General features: G+C 44.0%; 18 protein-coding genes. 14 read left to right on the top strand and 4 right to left on the bottom strand.

The window, feature by feature from the left end; genetic code table 11:
* The first annotated feature begins 202 nt into the window (after positions 1-202).
* Both AYK67_RS03020 and AYK67_RS03015 read left to right on the top strand, forming a co-directional pair.
* Positions 203-2,407: an esterase-like activity of phytase family protein gene (locus tag AYK67_RS03020; RefSeq protein ID WP_068082112.1), complete on the top strand. Its 2,205-nt coding sequence runs from the start codon at positions 203-205 to the stop codon at positions 2,405-2,407.
* A 675-nt stretch (positions 2,408-3,082) separates the two neighbouring features.
* On the top strand, positions 3,083-3,757 hold the full coding sequence (locus AYK67_RS03015; RefSeq protein WP_068082109.1) for a response regulator transcription factor: 675 nt from the start codon (positions 3,083-3,085) through the stop codon (positions 3,755-3,757).
* Positions 3,758-3,940: 183 nt separating this feature from the next.
* On the opposite strand, the gene fliI is transcribed toward AYK67_RS03015, so the two are convergent.
* The 4 genes from fliI to AYK67_RS02995 are packed head-to-tail and all read right to left on the bottom strand — an operon-like array spanning position 3,941 to position 7,571.
* Entirely contained in the window at positions 3,941-5,257 is a 1,317-nt protein-coding gene (fliI, locus tag AYK67_RS03010) for a flagellar protein export ATPase FliI (RefSeq protein WP_068082231.1), read from the bottom strand.
* Complete coding sequence (locus tag AYK67_RS17425) at positions 5,244-6,071, bottom strand: hypothetical protein (protein ID WP_068082106.1); 828 nt, start codon at positions 6,069-6,071, stop codon at positions 5,244-5,246. The genes fliI and AYK67_RS17425 overlap by 14 nt, the downstream gene beginning before the upstream one ends.
* A 1-nt stretch (position 6,072) precedes the next feature.
* Positions 6,073-6,792: a flagellar basal-body rod protein FlgF gene (gene flgF / locus AYK67_RS03000; RefSeq protein WP_068082103.1), complete on the bottom strand. Its 720-nt coding sequence runs from the start codon at positions 6,790-6,792 to the stop codon at positions 6,073-6,075.
* A 2-nt stretch (positions 6,793-6,794) separates the two neighbouring features.
* Positions 6,795-7,571, bottom strand: coding sequence for a DUF1217 domain-containing protein (locus AYK67_RS02995; RefSeq protein WP_068082100.1), 777 nt, complete (start codon positions 7,569-7,571; stop codon positions 6,795-6,797).
* A 239-nt stretch (positions 7,572-7,810) separates the two neighbouring features.
* Between AYK67_RS02995 and motA the strand changes: the two genes are divergently transcribed.
* The 12 genes from motA (at position 7,811) to flgA (ending at position 16,066) form a co-directional block, all read left to right on the top strand.
* Entirely contained in the window at positions 7,811-8,671 is an 861-nt protein-coding gene (motA, locus tag AYK67_RS02990; RefSeq protein WP_068082099.1) for a flagellar motor stator protein MotA, read from the top strand.
* Entirely contained in the window at positions 8,671-9,636 is a 966-nt protein-coding gene (locus AYK67_RS02985) for a flagellar motor switch protein FliM (protein ID WP_068082096.1), read from the top strand. Before motA ends, AYK67_RS02985 begins: the two co-directional genes overlap by 1 nt.
* The gene (locus AYK67_RS02980) at positions 9,617-10,291 is read left to right on the top strand and encodes a hypothetical protein (RefSeq protein ID WP_068082095.1); all 675 of its coding nucleotides are present in this window, start codon (positions 9,617-9,619) and stop codon (positions 10,289-10,291) included. The genes AYK67_RS02985 and AYK67_RS02980 overlap by 20 nt, the downstream gene beginning before the upstream one ends.
* Before the next feature lie 82 nt (positions 10,292-10,373).
* Positions 10,374-10,724: a flagellar motor switch protein FliN gene (fliN, locus tag AYK67_RS02975; RefSeq protein ID WP_208976202.1), complete on the top strand. Its 351-nt coding sequence runs from the start codon at positions 10,374-10,376 to the stop codon at positions 10,722-10,724.
* Positions 10,725-10,745: 21 nt separating this feature from the next.
* On the top strand, positions 10,746-11,777 hold the full coding sequence (locus AYK67_RS02970; protein WP_068082093.1) for a flagellar motor switch protein FliG: 1,032 nt from the start codon (positions 10,746-10,748) through the stop codon (positions 11,775-11,777).
* A 61-nt stretch (positions 11,778-11,838) separates the two neighbouring features.
* On the top strand, positions 11,839-12,906 hold the full coding sequence (flhB, locus tag AYK67_RS02965) for a flagellar biosynthesis protein FlhB (protein ID WP_068082091.1): 1,068 nt from the start codon (positions 11,839-11,841) through the stop codon (positions 12,904-12,906).
* Between the two features lie 59 nt (positions 12,907-12,965).
* Positions 12,966-13,394, top strand: a complete 429-nt coding sequence (locus AYK67_RS02960; protein ID WP_068082088.1) for a hypothetical protein — start codon at positions 12,966-12,968, stop codon at positions 13,392-13,394.
* Positions 13,395-13,546: 152 nt separating this feature from the next.
* Positions 13,547-13,978 carry a flagellar basal body rod protein FlgB gene (flgB, locus tag AYK67_RS02955; RefSeq protein WP_338012323.1) on the top strand — a complete coding sequence of 144 codons (432 nt, stop codon included), beginning with the start codon at positions 13,547-13,549 and terminating at the stop codon, positions 13,976-13,978.
* Between the two features lie 30 nt (positions 13,979-14,008).
* Positions 14,009-14,428 carry a flagellar basal body rod protein FlgC gene (gene flgC, locus AYK67_RS02950; RefSeq protein WP_068082084.1) on the top strand — a complete coding sequence of 140 codons (420 nt, stop codon included), beginning with the start codon at positions 14,009-14,011 and terminating at the stop codon, positions 14,426-14,428.
* Positions 14,428-14,772, top strand: coding sequence for a flagellar hook-basal body complex protein FliE (fliE, locus tag AYK67_RS02945; protein WP_068082081.1), 345 nt, complete (start codon positions 14,428-14,430; stop codon positions 14,770-14,772). Before flgC ends, fliE begins: the two co-directional genes overlap by 1 nt.
* A gap of 10 nt (positions 14,773-14,782) precedes the next feature.
* Positions 14,783-15,571, top strand: a complete 789-nt coding sequence (gene flgG / locus AYK67_RS02940; protein WP_068082078.1) for a flagellar basal-body rod protein FlgG — start codon at positions 14,783-14,785, stop codon at positions 15,569-15,571.
* Positions 15,572-15,589: 18 nt separating this feature from the next.
* Positions 15,590-16,066 carry a flagellar basal body P-ring formation chaperone FlgA gene (flgA, locus tag AYK67_RS02935; protein WP_082735601.1) on the top strand — a complete coding sequence of 159 codons (477 nt, stop codon included), beginning with the start codon at positions 15,590-15,592 and terminating at the stop codon, positions 16,064-16,066.
* The last annotated feature ends 12 nt before the right edge of the window (positions 16,067-16,078 follow it).

Raw genomic sequence — 16,078 nt, 5'->3', positions numbered from 1 at the left:
ATAAAGAGCTATTCTATCAGTTTCATTGGGCTATGTGGTTTGCCAGTTAACTCAGTGCCCTTTATAAAATTGACATTTAAAGTCCTACGTCATTAAGCAAAACAACTTCAATCAAACTGTCACCAAGCAGTTATGAAACTGTCATGATTGCTATAACCGGTCCATGTAATCACGTCGCTGTATTCGATCAGAAGAGGTGATCATGAGATCTTTCAAAAATGCTTTGTGCTTTACAGTATCACTTGGTGCAGCGCTCAGCAGTACTAATGCATTCTCTGCCCCGACCAATTTTTTTACCCGCGTAGCCACTTATCCGGTTTACCAAAGTCTGCCAGAAGGGGTTTCAAAGCAAACAAACACCCTTGCTGAAATCATAGCTGCCAGTGACGATGAAAAGACATTGGCATTTACAGATGGTGCTAGAGAAGAAATTGTTTTCCTTAATGCTGAAAATCCAAGTGGGTTAAAAGTGCAGGCGCGTGTCGCTGTTGGTGGAGAGCCCACTTCTGTTGTTATGGCCAGTGAAGTGGCGTTGGCCGGTGTTAATACCTCACCCAGCTTTATTGCGCCTTCGGGCTATGTTGCCGTAATAAATCAAGAAAAATACCAAATTACAGCTAAATGCGATGTCAAAGGACAGCCGGATTCTCTTGCAATTTCAAAGGATGGTCGCTTTCTTACGGTGGCGGTTGAAAATGAACGCGATGAAGACTTGAACGATGGTGTCCTCCCGCAAGCACCGGCAGGCCACTTGGCAATATTCAAGCTGGATAAAAGTGGTGTTCCGCAAAACTGTGACAATGCCACAATCGTAGATATGCAGGGTTTGGCAACCATTGGCGGTTCAGACCCGGAGCCTGAATTTGTTTCTATTAACGACAGCAACGAGGTTGTTGTTACACTGCAGGAAAATAATCATATTGCTATTGTTGATTTAGAGACATCAAAAATCACAGAGCACTTTTCTGCAGGTACCGTATCTTTGAAGAGCATTCCGGTGAAAAAAGCCCGTATGAGCGATGCTTCAGGGAATTTGGAGGATGTGCGCCGCGAACCGGACGCTGTTGCTTGGTTGGATGAAAATCGCTTCGTAACAGCCAATGAAGGCGACTACGAAGGTGGATCCCGTGGATTTACCATTTGGAATAAGCAAGGTAAGGTTCTATTCGACAGCAAAGAGCAAATCGAGCACCTTGCCATGTCGATAGGTCATTATCCGGCAAAGCGCGCCCATAAAAAGGGGAGTGAGCCTGAAGGTGTAACAACCGCAAAGTTTGGCGCAGATACACTAATTTTCGTAAACTCCGAGCGCGGTAATTTTGTGGCGATCTATCGCGATACAGGTGGTAAGCCTGAATTCTTGCAGGTTTTGCCAACTCACATTGGCCCGGAGGGTTTACTCGCTCTTCCAAAACGTGGTCTATTTATTGTTGCAAATGAAGTCGATGATATTGAAGAAAAGGTTCGCTCTCATTTGAGTGTCTATAAATATGGTGCCAAGAAGCGTTTTTATCCGCAAGTGGTATCGCAACAAGACCCAGAAACTGGAGCACCTATTGGCTGGGGAGCTATGTCGGGTTTGGCAGCTGATAAGCAAAATCCAAATCAACTATATGCGGTAAATGATAGTTTTTACGATCAAGCGCGTATCTACAAAATGGATGTAGCCCAAAATCCTGCTCAAATAACTTCTTATGTTTCATTATATGACGGGCAACAAAAAAAATATGACCTGGAAGGGATTGCAATTAGGTCAATGGGCGGTTTTTGGTTGGTCTCTGAAGGGCATCCTAAGAAAGGTCTAAAACATCTTCTTATTGCGGCTGATGAAACAGGTCGGGTCATTGAAGAAATTGAATTGCCTGCAAAGCTGGTGGAACAAGCCAAAAGGTTTTCACTAGAAGGTGTAACAGAGGCCATAGTAGATGGTAAAATCAATGTTGTCATGGCTGTTCAACGCGAGTGGAATGATGACCCTAAAGGATTGAGCAAGGTCATCTTTTACAATCCGGAAACACAATCTTGGAGTTTCGCCCATTATCCGCTCGATACACCAAAAAGCAAATCTGGCGGCTGGGTTGGTCTCTCTGAAGTAACGACAACAGAAGATAATGATCTCTTGTTTATCGAGCGCGATAATCAGGGCGGTCAAAACGCGGCAATAAAACAGATCACTAAGGTTTCATTGGATGGTGTTAAGCCGGTTAAGTACGGCGAAACATATCCGATATTGAAAAAGCAGCAGGTTAGAGATTTATTGCCCTTACTTACTCTTAGCAATGGCTGGGTGCCTGATAAGGTAGAAGGCTTAGCACTTCAAAACAACGAGATTATTGTCCTAACAGACAATGATGGAGTTGATGATGCAAATGGCGAGACAACCCTTTTAAAGCTTCAAATAAGATAAGTTAATATAACTAAGTCTTTGCAAGGTGGTGACAATACTCCACCTTGCTATATCTTTATATAATAGATAAATGTTTTAATATGGGTTAAGCCACCAGTTTATGTATTTTTGGTAAATAATTATTTATAATTTTAATGTTGCGGCACACTTTTGAAGAATAACAAGACCTGTTTCCTGTAACTTACTTGTAAGTGTTATTTACAATAAACGCCTCTAAGAACTTAATTAGAGAACTGCTAATTGATACTAGCATAAACTTGGAATAATTCCTCTCAGATAGAATCAATGGAATAATTGCAGTAGATGTGATTAAGTTATTAACAAAATTTAAGATCAGCGAACAATCTTATTCGATAAAACAAAATAAAATTAACTCTACTATTTTCATATATCTTTTAATCAATGACCACTTATGGCTTACAAATTTTTACAAGATCCAACCTTACTGTTAAAATTGCAACTAAAAAAACGTAGCGTTTACAATGTAAATATTCTTAATGAAAAATAATGTAAAAATTTATGTAATTAATTATAAAAGAAGACTAACAAAATAAGAAAAAGCCTGCAAAAACAAACGTAACGTAAGTTGAAAAATGTTTAAAACATAAATTGACATCGGCCAATTCATTAGATTAATTCAATAGCAGTTGTGGGGATTATTTTAGGTTTAGGGTAATGTTTCTTATTGTAGATGAGCAGGAGCTAGTGACTGAGGGCTATGCATCTGGTTTTAGTCGCGAAGGCATTTCAACAAGTGGCTTCACACCTGAAGACTTTCGTGACTGGCTCGATACTGCGCCAGACTCTGACTTCGATGCAATCGAAGCTATTTTATTAGGTGATTGTAGTGACAGGGAAATGCTTCCGCCAATTATCAGAAGGCGATGCGCACAAAAACCTGTGATTGTGATGAACAACACACAGGCATTGGATCAAACACTAAAGCTTTTTGCAGCAGGCGTTGATGACGTTGTAAGAAAACCAATACATCCGCAAGAAATTCTTGCACGCGTGAATGCGATTAAACGACGTACTGTTAAGCAATCTGCTCAAGTTGATCTTGGTGATTTAACGGTTTATTTTGATGGAAGAGATCCTGAAATTGCAGGAAGCGTTTTACCTCTGCCAAGACGTGAACGTCGCATCCTTGAATACTTAGCGCAAAATAATGGACGTCGACTAACGAAAACACAGATTTACAATTACGTTTACGGAATTTTTGAAAGTGATGTTGATGAAAATGTTATCGAAAGTCATATTTCAAAGCTCCGCAAAAAACTAAGAAACAACATGGGTTATGATCCTATAGATTCAAAAAGATATCTTGGTTATATTATTAATACTGTGTAATTGACTAGCTCAACAGACAAAACCCCGCGTAGAAGCGGGGTTTTGTCGTTTATAAGACTGTAATAGTTTTTGAGAGCAGAGCTCTATTTTCAAATTACCTATGCTTTCACTTAATCAAAAAACTACTATTTGAAAAATAGGAGCCCGACACAACATGAGGCAGGCTTCCAAATCAGTAGTTAGCTAAAGAAGTTGAGCCAACTCGCTAAAGGCATTTACTGAAGAAGGAGCGTTAAGTGGCTGTTTCAGAGCTTCATAAAGCTTGGGTACCACTTCGATTGCTTGGTCTAAAAATGGCTCGGCACCACTTTTATAGCCACCCATCATTCTCAAGTCTTTTGTATCTTCAAACTTGGCTACCATAGCGCGAAGTTTCATAACCAGTTCTTGCTCTTGCTCAGACCAGCAAAGCTGAGAAAGCCGTGATACAGAAGAAAGTAGATTAACAGCAGGGTAGCGCCCTTCTTCGGCGATTGCCCTATCAAGAACAATATGGCCATCTAAAAGACCACGAATATTGTCGGCAATTGGATCATTGTGATCATCACCATCAACTAAGACGGAAATGACAGCTGTAATCATGCCGCTGCCTTCAATGCCAGGCCCTGTACGCTCTAAGAGGCTTGGGAGCGCTGTAAATACGCTTGGTGGATACCCCCTTGAAACGGCAGGCTCTCCGGCTGCAAGAGCGACATCTCGTGCAGCGTGTGCGTAGCGGGTAACGCTATCTAACACCAATAATACCGACTGCCCCTGATCGCGGAAGCTTTCTGCAATTGACACTGCAGTTTTAGGAGCAAGGCGGCGCATCATTGGGCTTTCATCACCAGTTGCGACAACGACAACAGACTTTTTAAGCTGTTCCCCCAAAGTATCTTCAAGAAACTCGCGCACTTCGCGGCCACGTTCACCCACAAGCCCGATTACGACGGTATCAAATGAGTTCGATCGGGTTATCATGGACAGCAAAGTGGATTTACCAACACCTGAGCCAGCAAAAATCCCGATGCGTTGTCCATGACAAATAGGTGTAAAAATATCTATCGCCCTTACACCGGTTATGGCTGGTTCGGTAACACGAGCACGCTCCACAGCTCTTGGTGGTGCTCTGTCAAAAGGTACATCTACAGGCCCGGCAGAAAGGGGGCCTAAATTATCGGCGGGTTGGCCAAGTGCATTTACTACGCGCCCCCGCCAGCTTAGATCGGGTTTGAGCTTAAGGGCACCATGCCGCGAAACTTCAGTTCCTAGGCCTAAATCTGTTTTGGTGGTATATGGCTTTACCATAACGCTGTCGGAGTCAACTCGAATGACTTCGCCAAACTCTTTTTGGTCCCCTTGAATATAGCTCACTTGGTCGCCAAGTTTTACGCCATTAGAAAGCCCGCTCACCTTAAAGTAAGTAGGAGTGACCTCGCTCAGGCGCCCGCTAATACCAATATCCCACCCGCCATCTGGAATGGTTCGTGATAACGACTTTAATCGATCAAGTGGCGTCATTTTCATCTGGGCTTACTGACTTCTGCAAATGAATGTTTTGCATTTGCTCAAGGATATTGGTTGGAATGGCATTGCGGGGATCGCTTGCGAGCCTGTTTACACTTGGATAGGAATCTTTTGTTTCATCAAGGCTTGACCCGTCCCAACCTCGTTGAGGCGCCATAGGAAAGTTAGTGCCTCTATTGTTATCATAGGCAGGTGTCAGATTAAGCGGCCCGGAAGAGCTTCCCATATTCTCATTAAAAACAGGGGCTTGTTTGTTATGGTCAAAATTATTAGCCCCATTTACTTTGAGCTTTTGCTCAAGGATATCAAGGGCATTCTCTTCTCTTGTACGAGCTTGCTCACCAGTTATTAGCTCTTTAACATCTGGACGAGAAGCTAAGGCATTATGAACATCGGCACCATCAATTAAGGCATTACTGGCTGTATTCATGGCGACTTCATTTGTATTCGCTTTCGCCATAGCTTCATCAAGTTGGCCAGTAGCGGCCATTTCAGCAACATTACCCGCTAAAAGGCCGGCCATACCGACAGGACCTGCTATTGCAATGCCGTAGATTGAGCTGCCTAATACTCTGGAGCGCACAGACGCTTCATCGCCGGTAATATTGCGATAAAGAGTATTAATGCCTGGAATGTGTTGAAGCGGGTTAATAATATCAATGAATTCCCCTAGTGTGAATTCAGGTACATCCTTTGTCTGTTCAATACCTTGTGCTTTCAAAGCTGTTCGGCGATGAAGTTCATTCAAAGTGGGAGACATAGTCTCCTCAAACTGAGGCTTGTTGTTTGAAACCGCTTCAACGGACATGCTAAGCTCCCATCTCTCTCAGGGCACGTTGGCGCATGTTCTCGGCTTCACGCATAGCAGAGTTAGTACTCTCAAAAGTCCGTGTAATTTCAATAAGCTTTGTCATTTCGAGCATTGGGTTGACGTTGGCACCTTCAACGTAGCCCTGCTCAAAACTATTTTCTGAAAAATCTAAAATAGCTTTCGCGGGTTTGTTCGGAACAACGCCAGAGTTGCCGACACGACTCAGCTTGGCATCTTGATCGATACTGAAAAGACCGAGAACCCCAGCGCGGCGATTGCCTTGAGTAATGGTGCCATCGCGTGAAATGCTTGGAGAGCCACCTAGTGGGTCAAGCGCAATTTGCGCGCCGCCCGCATCAAGTATAGGATTACCGTTTACGGTGCGCAAAACGCCGTCCACGCCAATGCTCATGCGCCCATCGCGTGTATATGCAACACCATTTCCGGTTTGCATCGCCAGCCATCCTTCGCCATTCACAGCAACATCCAAGGCATTGCCTGTCTTTTCAATTGCGCCAGCCTGACGTGAAATGAAAGTTTCTCCGCTAGATGCGAATGCGATTGGGTCTTTCCCAGGCTTTGTAACTAAACTTTCAAATTTAACTTCATCTGCGCGATATCCCGCAGTATTCATATTAGCAATATTTCGCGCAACTGTATTAAGTCTTCGCTCAAGTGCTACTTGGCCTGAGAGGGAAACGTAGAGAGCTGATTCCATTATTAACCCCCGAATTTGATTGCGTTAAAGGAGGCAAGCGTATTGGGATTGACGCCTGCAAATGCATTCCCGGTGAATAGTTGAAGAGTGGGAGAGGTGTTTATGTTATTGAGAACATCATAAAGCGCTGTGAATTTATTAATGAGCTTGTCAACTTCATTCGGATTCTTAAAAACCTTCATGTCTAGTTTGTTCTTAATGTAATTGGCTTGCTTGTCGACATCAGTGCCAACCATTTGGTCAGGCATACCAATGGCAGTACGAATAACTTTGTATAATGCAGGGTCCGCCAGTAGCTCATACGGGCTCTTAATACCTGTTGACTTACGTTTGAAGTACAACGCAAGGCGTACGCCTTCGTTTTCATTGCCCTCATTGATTTCTAGGGTCATTTCAACGTACTTATCAACAATAGCCGTTTGTGAACTAGTAAAGTTGGTAGCTGTTTCCCCATATTCGGCAAAGTTAAAAACCTTTACAAACTCTTTGTAGCGCGGGTCGGAAAGTTTGTTCGCAAAGCTGTCTTTATCCGCGATGCCTTCTTTCAAGGCCTTTTTCATAAACCCCTTTGCGTAGGCCATGTCTTCAAGGCCCATTGCCTTCATTGCATAATTAAAAATGCGGTCATTCTTGATAAAATCATCAACATTTTTAATTTCGCGTATGTGTTCCAAATAATAAGCGCTCTCTCGGGTCACCATAGGATCGGACTTTGTGAGTGCAAGTGTCTTGCTCATGTCGCGAGCGATCATGCCGTAACGCAGTGCAGTGTCGATCATGGTGAACCTCATTTATAATTATTTGCTGCAAATAATCTTGCTCTTTCCTTGTCTGAAGCTGAGCTGATGAATTCTCTAGGGTGTTGTTTTTTTGCTAGCAATTTAGTGAAATTGATTGGGATAACTGAACAGAGGGCCTATTAATTGAAATGGCTCAGGGACTAACCAGTTTCAGACAAGCCACTAAATGTACCACGCTACTTAACCCAGTCTGGTTCCCTAAACGCGTGGAGCAGGTTTTGAATATCATAATTGGTCTTATTATCGTTATTGGCTCAATATTGGGCGGTTATGTAGCCATGGGTGGTTACTTAAGTGTTCTGTATCAGCCTTTTGAATTCCTGATTATCTGTGGTGCTGGTTTTGGGACATTTATCGTCGCCAATTCCGCAAAGACCCTCAAAGATACAGGGCGTGGCATTCGCGAGGCGCTAATGAATGCAGCGCCCACAAAGCGCGATCATTTGGATACTTTGAGTGTGTTGTATGGTTTGATGCGCACTATGCGTGCTAAAGGGCGTAATGATGTGGAGGTTATAATCGATAACCCACATGAGTCCGAGTTGTTTCAAACCTTTCCGAAGGTCTTGGCGGATGATTCTCTGCGTAACTTCATTTGTGACTATTTCCGGTTGATTGTTATTGGGAATGTGCGTCCTCATGAAATTGAAGCTTTGATGGATGAGGAGTTGCACACGCTTTCTCGTGAAGAGCTTCGTCCTTACAATGCGCTAGCCGTTATTGCAGAGGCCTTGCCTGCTCTTGGTATTGTGGCTGCGGTTTTAGGTGTTATTAAAGCGATGGGTGCAATTGATCAGGAGCCGGAAGTTCTCGGGCATTTGATCGGTGCAGCTTTGGTGGGGACGTTTCTCGGTATCTTCTGTAGTTATGGTATCGTTACGCCAATAGCAAATAAGCTTCGCTCTGTGCGTGAACGCAAGTTCCAGATGTATGTAGAGGTCAAGCAAACGCTCTTGGCGTTTATGAATGGTGCTGCCCCGCAAATTGCACTTGAGCATGGCCGTAAGACAATCTCGTCTGATGATCGCCCTACAATCGATGAAGTTGAAGAAGAAACCATGAGCGCAGGAGCGGTCTGATGGATGATCTGAATTTGGAAACGATTAAGCCAAATCCAGAGGGCGATGGTACAAAGTTTGATTTGCCATCCAGACTGTTAGATGCCTCTGGTTTGGGTGTTGATCGATTGCCGATGTTGCATGTGGTCTTTGATCGTATGGCGAGGCAGTTCATTGATACGCTAAGGCAGATGGCAGCTTCGGCGCCATATATAGCTGTGAAATCAGTAGATAATGAGCGCATTGGCGACGTTCTTGATCAATATGATGAGAAGGCAATTGTTGCGGTATTGCACGCGCAAGAGTGGGATGCTCGTATTCTCTTAGGTTTTGATCGGGCTTTTATCTACTCCATGGTAGAAGTGTTATTAGGCGGTGATGGTGAAGAAGAGGCGCTAGAGGAAAATCGCGGCCTGACAAACGTCGAGCAGCGTCTTGCCTATAAAATGTTTGCTGAGGCTGCATTAGCGCTCGAATCGGCGTTTGAGGCAATCGCAGATACCTCGCTTAAGGTTGAGCGCTTAGAGACGCGCATGGAGTTTGCGCAGACTGGGCGGCGCTCAAATCCATGTGTTATCGCGCGAATGACTGCCGAAATTATTGGCCGTGAGGGTGAGATCTTTATTATCATTCCTCAATCGGTGCTTAACCCGTTACGCCAGAACCTGGCACAGGTACTGTCAGGCGAGATGGCAGGTCGGGATACCCGTTGGACGAAGCAGTTCCAGCAAGAGGTGCAGAAAACTGAGGTTGAGTTGACTGCGGTTCTTGAAGAGCAGCGTTTGTCGCTTGATGAAGTTGCTCAGTTTGAAGTGGGTATGGTGCTTGAATTGAACGCAACTCCGAAGACACCTGTAAAGCTGGAATGTAACAGTCAGCCGCTGTTTAACTGTCGCTTGGGTCAAGTGGCTGGTAATTATACGGTTCGTGTTGATGAGTTGATACAGCAAGAAGGAGAGTTGCTGGATGATATCTTATCTAATTGATGCCGGTCTATTCCTTGCGTTACTAGTAACGACTTGGCGTGTGATGCTTATGTATAAGAAGCTGCAAAAGCTTTCGGAATACCATGAGGATTATACGCGTATTTTTGAGCAGACAACTGAAGCTATGGATGCTGTTGGTATCTCGCTTCAGGAGTTGAGGGTGCGTGGAGAGGAAATTCTCAAGTCCCTCGGAGCAAGAATAGATGATGCGCGTGAAGCGACTGTTGATATAAGCTCTGTCATATTACAAGCACAAACAGAAATGAAAGTGCTACAAGAGCATATAGAGTGGCTAAAGAAAAACGGCAAAGTAGATGATGCTGTATCAATGCCCTCTTCATTTGGGCGGGGGCGACGAGAAAGAACAGCTTCAGAAACGCGTGCACGCCAAAATGTATCAACCGCCAAGGCGACGAACAAGCCCGTGAAAAAGGCGACATCTGTTTCCGGTGCGGCGTTGCTTTTGACAGGTGGTAAAACAGCTTCAATTACGACACCAGCTGTCACTCCAGCAGAAAAGTCTGAGGAGCAAGGGGCGATGCGCGTTCGTAAAGTTGGTGTTGGTGATGATGGTGCTTTTCGTCATGTAAGTGCAAAAGATCAAGATATTCAGTCGCATCCTGCTAGCTCTGAAAAGAATATTCCTCAAAAGTGAGTGATCGAAAATGTCAAACCCAAATGAATTAAGTGATGAAGCTCTTGCCCTGCAATGGGAAGCTGCTGCTTCTGAAAGTGAAATGGATTTAGAAGAGCCGGCCTTTGCGACAGGTACAGCAAGTGCGGCAACCACTAAGTCAATTTCTGATGGCGTGAGTGATGAGAATGTTGATCGCAACTTAGATGCAGTATTAGGCATTCCTGTTGATATGCAGGTTGTTCTTGGTTCTGCAACTATGCCTGTTGCAAGTTTGCTTAAGCTGGGTCGCGGTGCGGTAATTCCACTTGATCACCGTGTTGGCGAACCTGTGAACTTGGTTGTGAATGGTCGTACCGTCGCACGTGGCGAGATCGTTGTGGTTGAAGATGATAACTCTCGTTTTGGTGTTTCGTTGACCGAGATCGTAGGGGCAAAAGGCAGCTACGCTTAATTCTAGTAATACAGGTCGGACATGAAAAACGCTCTTGCCAATACAAATGAAGCATTAACTCCAAATAAACCGGGAACGCAAAAAGCAGCCGCTTTGCTTCTGGCTATGGGGAGTGAAAAAGCAACGAAAGTACTCAAGCATTTCGATAATGACGAAATGCGCATGATAATTCGTGCTGCTGCGGACTTGGGTACAGTACCTGCAAATGAACTCGATGAACTCATCGAAGAATTTATTGGCTTATTCTCAGGTGGTGTGAACCTTTTTGGTACTGCTGAAGGTGCTGAAAACTTATTGCGTGGTCTGCTTCCAGAAGATCAGGTTGCGGAAATTATGTCCGATGTTATGGGCTATTCCAAGCGTTCGATTTGGGATAAAGTCTCTCAAATATCTGAACATGTTCTCTCGACGTATTTGCAAAAAGAGCATCCTCAAACCGCAGCTGTAATTCTATCTAAGATTTCACCAAATGCTGCGGCTAAAGTCATCTCGCAAATACCGCGCCGTCGGCGAAATCAAATTGTCCGTAGAATGTTAACCCTCAAGCCAATTGTTGAGGATGTTATCGATGAAGTGCAAAAAACACTTCATGAAGACTTCATGGTTAACTTTGCGCGAACTGTTGGTACGGATGCGCATTCAAGAATGGCTGATATCTTGAACAAAATGGAGCGTGACGATCTGGAAGACACACTTTCCAATCTGCGCGAAGTTTTGCCAAAATCTGCAGAACAACTGGCTGGCCTGTTGTTTACTTTCGAAGATATTCAAAATCTCGATCTTCGTACACGTATGGCTATCTTTGATGACGTGACGACGGATATGGTTACGATCTCTCTTAAAGGGACAGATGCGACCTTCCGTGAAGCGATTTTGGAATCAATGTCATCTCGTGCGCGTCGTATTGTTGAGAATGACCTGGCTACAGGTGAGCCTGTTGCTCAGCGTGAAGTGCTTGATGCTCGTCGCGAAATCACTGACCTTGCTCTTGAAAAAGCAAACAACGGTGAAATTGACTTAGAGATCGGACGTGGTGAAGAAGTATTTGTATAGTGTAATAGGCCGGTTTTAACGCCGGCCTACCTCTCTATATTCTGATGCGATACGAGGGGCCATGGCCGACGATCAGGATCAAGAAAGTAAAACGGAGGAACCCTCCGAAAAAAAGATACGTGATGCAATTGAAAAAGGTAACGTGCCTGTTTCAAAGGAAGCTTCCGTATTGGCCTCTCTCCTGGCAATGGTGCTCATTTTTAGCTTTCTAGCTGTAGATAGGGCACACTCCCTAATAAACTTGCTTGTTTGGTTTATTGATAACCCTGGTGAGATTGCCTTAAACTCAAGTGCTGACCTAACGAACTTATTAATAGCAGTTAGTAGGCAACTACTTATATTTACATTGCCAATAGTTGCATTGCTGATTGGTTTTGGTCTCGCTTCTTCTTTCTTGCAGAATACACCTCGCATGGTGCTGAACAGAATTCAGCCGAAATTGGAAAAAATATCAATTCCAAAAGGTGTTAAGAGATTGTTTAGCATGAATAATCTGATGGAATTTTTGAAGTCACTATTTAAGCTGGTTACAGTTGCCTCCGTAGCAATTATTGTTATGAAGTCGCAAACGGCTGCAGCTTTGACGACAATGTATTCTGATCCAGATATGCTGCCAGTAACAATTGTTAAAATGGCAATCAAGCTACTTTCAGGTGTTTGTATCGCAACTATTGCATTGGTTGGTTTCGATTTGGTTTTGGCGCGCTTCCAATGGCGTAAAAAGCTTCGTATGACCAAGCAGGAGATCAAAGACGAGTACAAGCAAACTGAAGGCGATCCGATGGTGAAGGCTCGCCAGCGCTCTCTTGCAAGGGATCGTGCGCGTAAGCGCATGATGGGGAATGTTTCTGAGGCAACCGTGGTTGTCGCAAACCCCACACACTTTGCAGTTGCACTAAAGTATGATCGTACTGGTTCTGAGGCTCCGAAAGTAATTGCAAAAGGGCAAGATTTAATCGCATTGAAAATTAAAGAACTGGCATATTTACATGACGTAGCTGTCATTGAAGATAAACCACTTGCGCGGGCGCTTTTTTCTGCCGTGGAAGTTGATCAATTTATTCCACCGGAATATTATAGGGCTGTTGCTGAAATCATTTCTTACGTGTATATGCAGAAAAAGAACTAGTAATAGCTGTAGACTATATTTTTATAGGGTTGCAGGATTAGCCGGTTGAAGTGACTAATATGAACGCAACGGAAAGTGTAAGTATCGAAGCGCAACGAGAGGCAATAGTCGCAGAAGCTATTCGTCCGGTGGCTGCAGAGCTTCGTTTGGTTGAGTTAACCTCTTTAGCAAGGCATGTTCTTGGGAATGAAACCGCGAACCTTGAGGATCTTATCGGGTCATCAAGTGAGCTGTATTTTAAACAAGATACACTTAAATTTGCTTCAACTTCTACGATAGATATTAGCTGGAGTGGGGAAACAAGTATCTGCTTGCATATGTCATTTGCAAACCGCGGGGTTTGTATTCTTTTTCACTTAATACTTCTACCGTTGAACTCTGCAGTAGAGGTTAAGTACATAGCATTTGATAATCCCTCAGAAGAGCCGTTAATTAATACCCAAAGACTTAAAGAGGCGTTGGACGACGCTAAGAAAAATATTAATTAAAAGTGTATATTTTTGACTCGGCTTTAAATATGCATTTCTAATTTTTCGTTTGAGTGGAAGTCAATGTTTACACTCTTTAAGTCTATGATTTTAAAAAGAAAAATATATGATTAAGAACCTTTTTTAATCCGAAAGCTACGGGCAAGATTGGCTTGTTACTCAAACTCAAGTTTGATTTGTTCGGAGTAGGTTCGTTGGATCCAGTCTATTTGTTCAGCCTAGCTTCTAGGAAGACTCAGTGGTTGTCTGTAAGGCAAACTGCTGTTGCTGAGAATATCGCAAATGCGGACACCCCAGGCTATGCGGCGAAAGATGTCGAGCCTTTTCGAGATGTCTTCGATAAAACACATCTTGAAAATTTAGGTATGCGTGCAACACAGGCTGGTCACTTGCAAATGGACGGCTCTCTTGGTTCGCAGATAGAAGCGGCAGACAGTAAGAGTTGGCAGGTTTCGGTCTCCAAGAACTCTGTTTCTTTAGAGCAGGAAATGATTAAATCAGGGCAGGTGGCGCGTGAATACAGTTTAACAACAGGTATCGTTGGTAAATTTCATTCATTAACGCTCGCGAGTCTCAGTCGCTAGAGTTAGATAGTATTTAGGAAAACAAAGATAATGGTTGATCCACTTTCAGCGTCCTTGCGAATTGCCGGTTCAGGCCTTCATGCACAATCACAGCGTATGCGTGTGGTTTCAGAGAACTTGGCAAACGCAAACTCAACTGGGAATACACCAGGAGCGCGCCCTTATACACGGAAAACAGTCACTTTTAAAAGTGAAATGGACCGTGCGCTCAACGCTGAGCTCGTTGAAATTAAAGCCATTGGTACAGATAGATCTGATTATCGTATCGAGCACGATCCATCAAATCCGGCAGCAGATGCTGACGGTAATGTGAAAATGCCAAATGTTAATACATTAATTGAATTGGCTGATATGCGTGAAGCTTCCCGTTCTTATGAGGCTGGACTGCAAGTTATGAAGCAGTCGCGCACAATGATTAATCAAACTATTGATCTACTGAGGAGCCGGTAATGGTTGATTTGGTTTCGGGCGTTACCGCATTTGGACGTCAAAAGATTGGCGATACACAATTGCTTGGTGGTATTCGCGAGAAAACTGTGCACTTGAATGCCCCTGCAAAAGCAGATGTTAGTGGTGAGCCGAGCTTTGTTGATGCGATGGCTCAAGTTGCGAAAAATACATCTGGTGATTTGAAAAAAGCTGAGGCTGCTTCAATCGCAGCGGTTAAAGGCGAGGCTTCTGCTCAACAGGTAGTGGATGCCGTTATGCAGGCCGAAGTTTCCTTGCGCACAGCTATTGCTGTTCGCGATAAGGTTGTTGCTGCATACCAAGAATTTTCACGGATGGCTATTTAGGAAAACGACCATGAAAGCATTAGCGATTGCAGCCACAGGTATGTCGGCTCAAGCCAAAAACTTGGAAGTGATTTCCAACAATATCGCGAATATGAACACAACAGCATATAAAGGGGCGCGTGCTGAGTTTACAGATCTGCTGTATCAAGTGGATCGCGCTGCAGGTATTGCAAACCGTGGTGGAGAGGGTGCTATACCTGAGGGTGTTCAGCAAGGTTTGGGTGTGCGTACCGCGGCTGTGCGCAAAATGTTTAAACAAGGACCGCTCGTTAATACAGGCAATAAGTATGATCTGGCTATTGATGGAAATGGCTGGTTCGCTGTTCAAGGTCCTGAAGGTCAGAACTTATATACACGCGCTGGCTCGTTCAATGTGAATGCCACAGGGCAGTTGGTAACACTGGATGGCTATCAAATTCAGCCCTCCATTAGTATTCCAGAAGACGCCGTAGATGTGACAATTAACGAAAGCGGTCAAGTGTTTGCGTTGTTCAATGATGATCAGCCTGCACAGAATCTTGGTCAGATCACAATGACAAGTTTTGTGAATGATGCAGGTCTCCGCGCAATGGGTGGTAATCTGTTTAAAGAAACCGAAGCATCAGGTGCAGCAATAAATGGCGTTGCAGGTGAGGGCGGTTTTGGCTCAATTAAACAAAGCTACCTCGAAACGGCTAACGTTGATCCTGTAAAAGAAATTACCGAGTTGATAACAGCACAACGTGCCTACGAGATGAACTCGAAGGTGATTAAAGCAGCTGATAGTATGGCTGGCGTCGTTAGTCAGGGTATTCGCTAGTTAGGACATGAAGCAGGCATGTTGCTTATTGATAGGCTAATACGTTTTTTTGTTGTTGTAACAACCTTGTTACTTGTCTCGTTGAGTGCACAAGCAGCAAGGCCAACAATAACTTTACCAGTTCCAGTTGTCGTAATTTATCCTGGTGATCTTATTTCTGTTGGCATGGTGACGGAAAAACGTTTCTATCAAAAATCAATAGGCAATATGTCTGTTGTAAGAAATCCTTCTAAATTAATTGGTCAAGAGGCGCGCCGAACACTTTTACCTGGTCAGCCAATTCCATTTAATGCCCTACGTAAGCCAATTCTGATTAAGCGCGGCGCAGCAGCAACGCTCATTTTTAAAGAAAACGGTTTGGAAATTCGTGCTGTTGTTGAAGCGCTCGAATCCGGCAGTGTTGGCGATATTATTAAAGCAAGAAATATGGATACCGACCTGAATGTTACTGGAGAAATTCAGGAAGATGGTACCTTACTGGCTAAGGGAGGCTAGGCCATGACGGCT

The sequence above is a fragment of the Polycladidibacter stylochi genome (assembly GCF_001562055.1).
Classification (GTDB): Bacteria; Pseudomonadota; Alphaproteobacteria; order Rhizobiales; family Stappiaceae; genus Pseudovibrio; species Pseudovibrio stylochi.
This window is presented reverse-complemented; position numbering and strand designations above follow the sequence as displayed.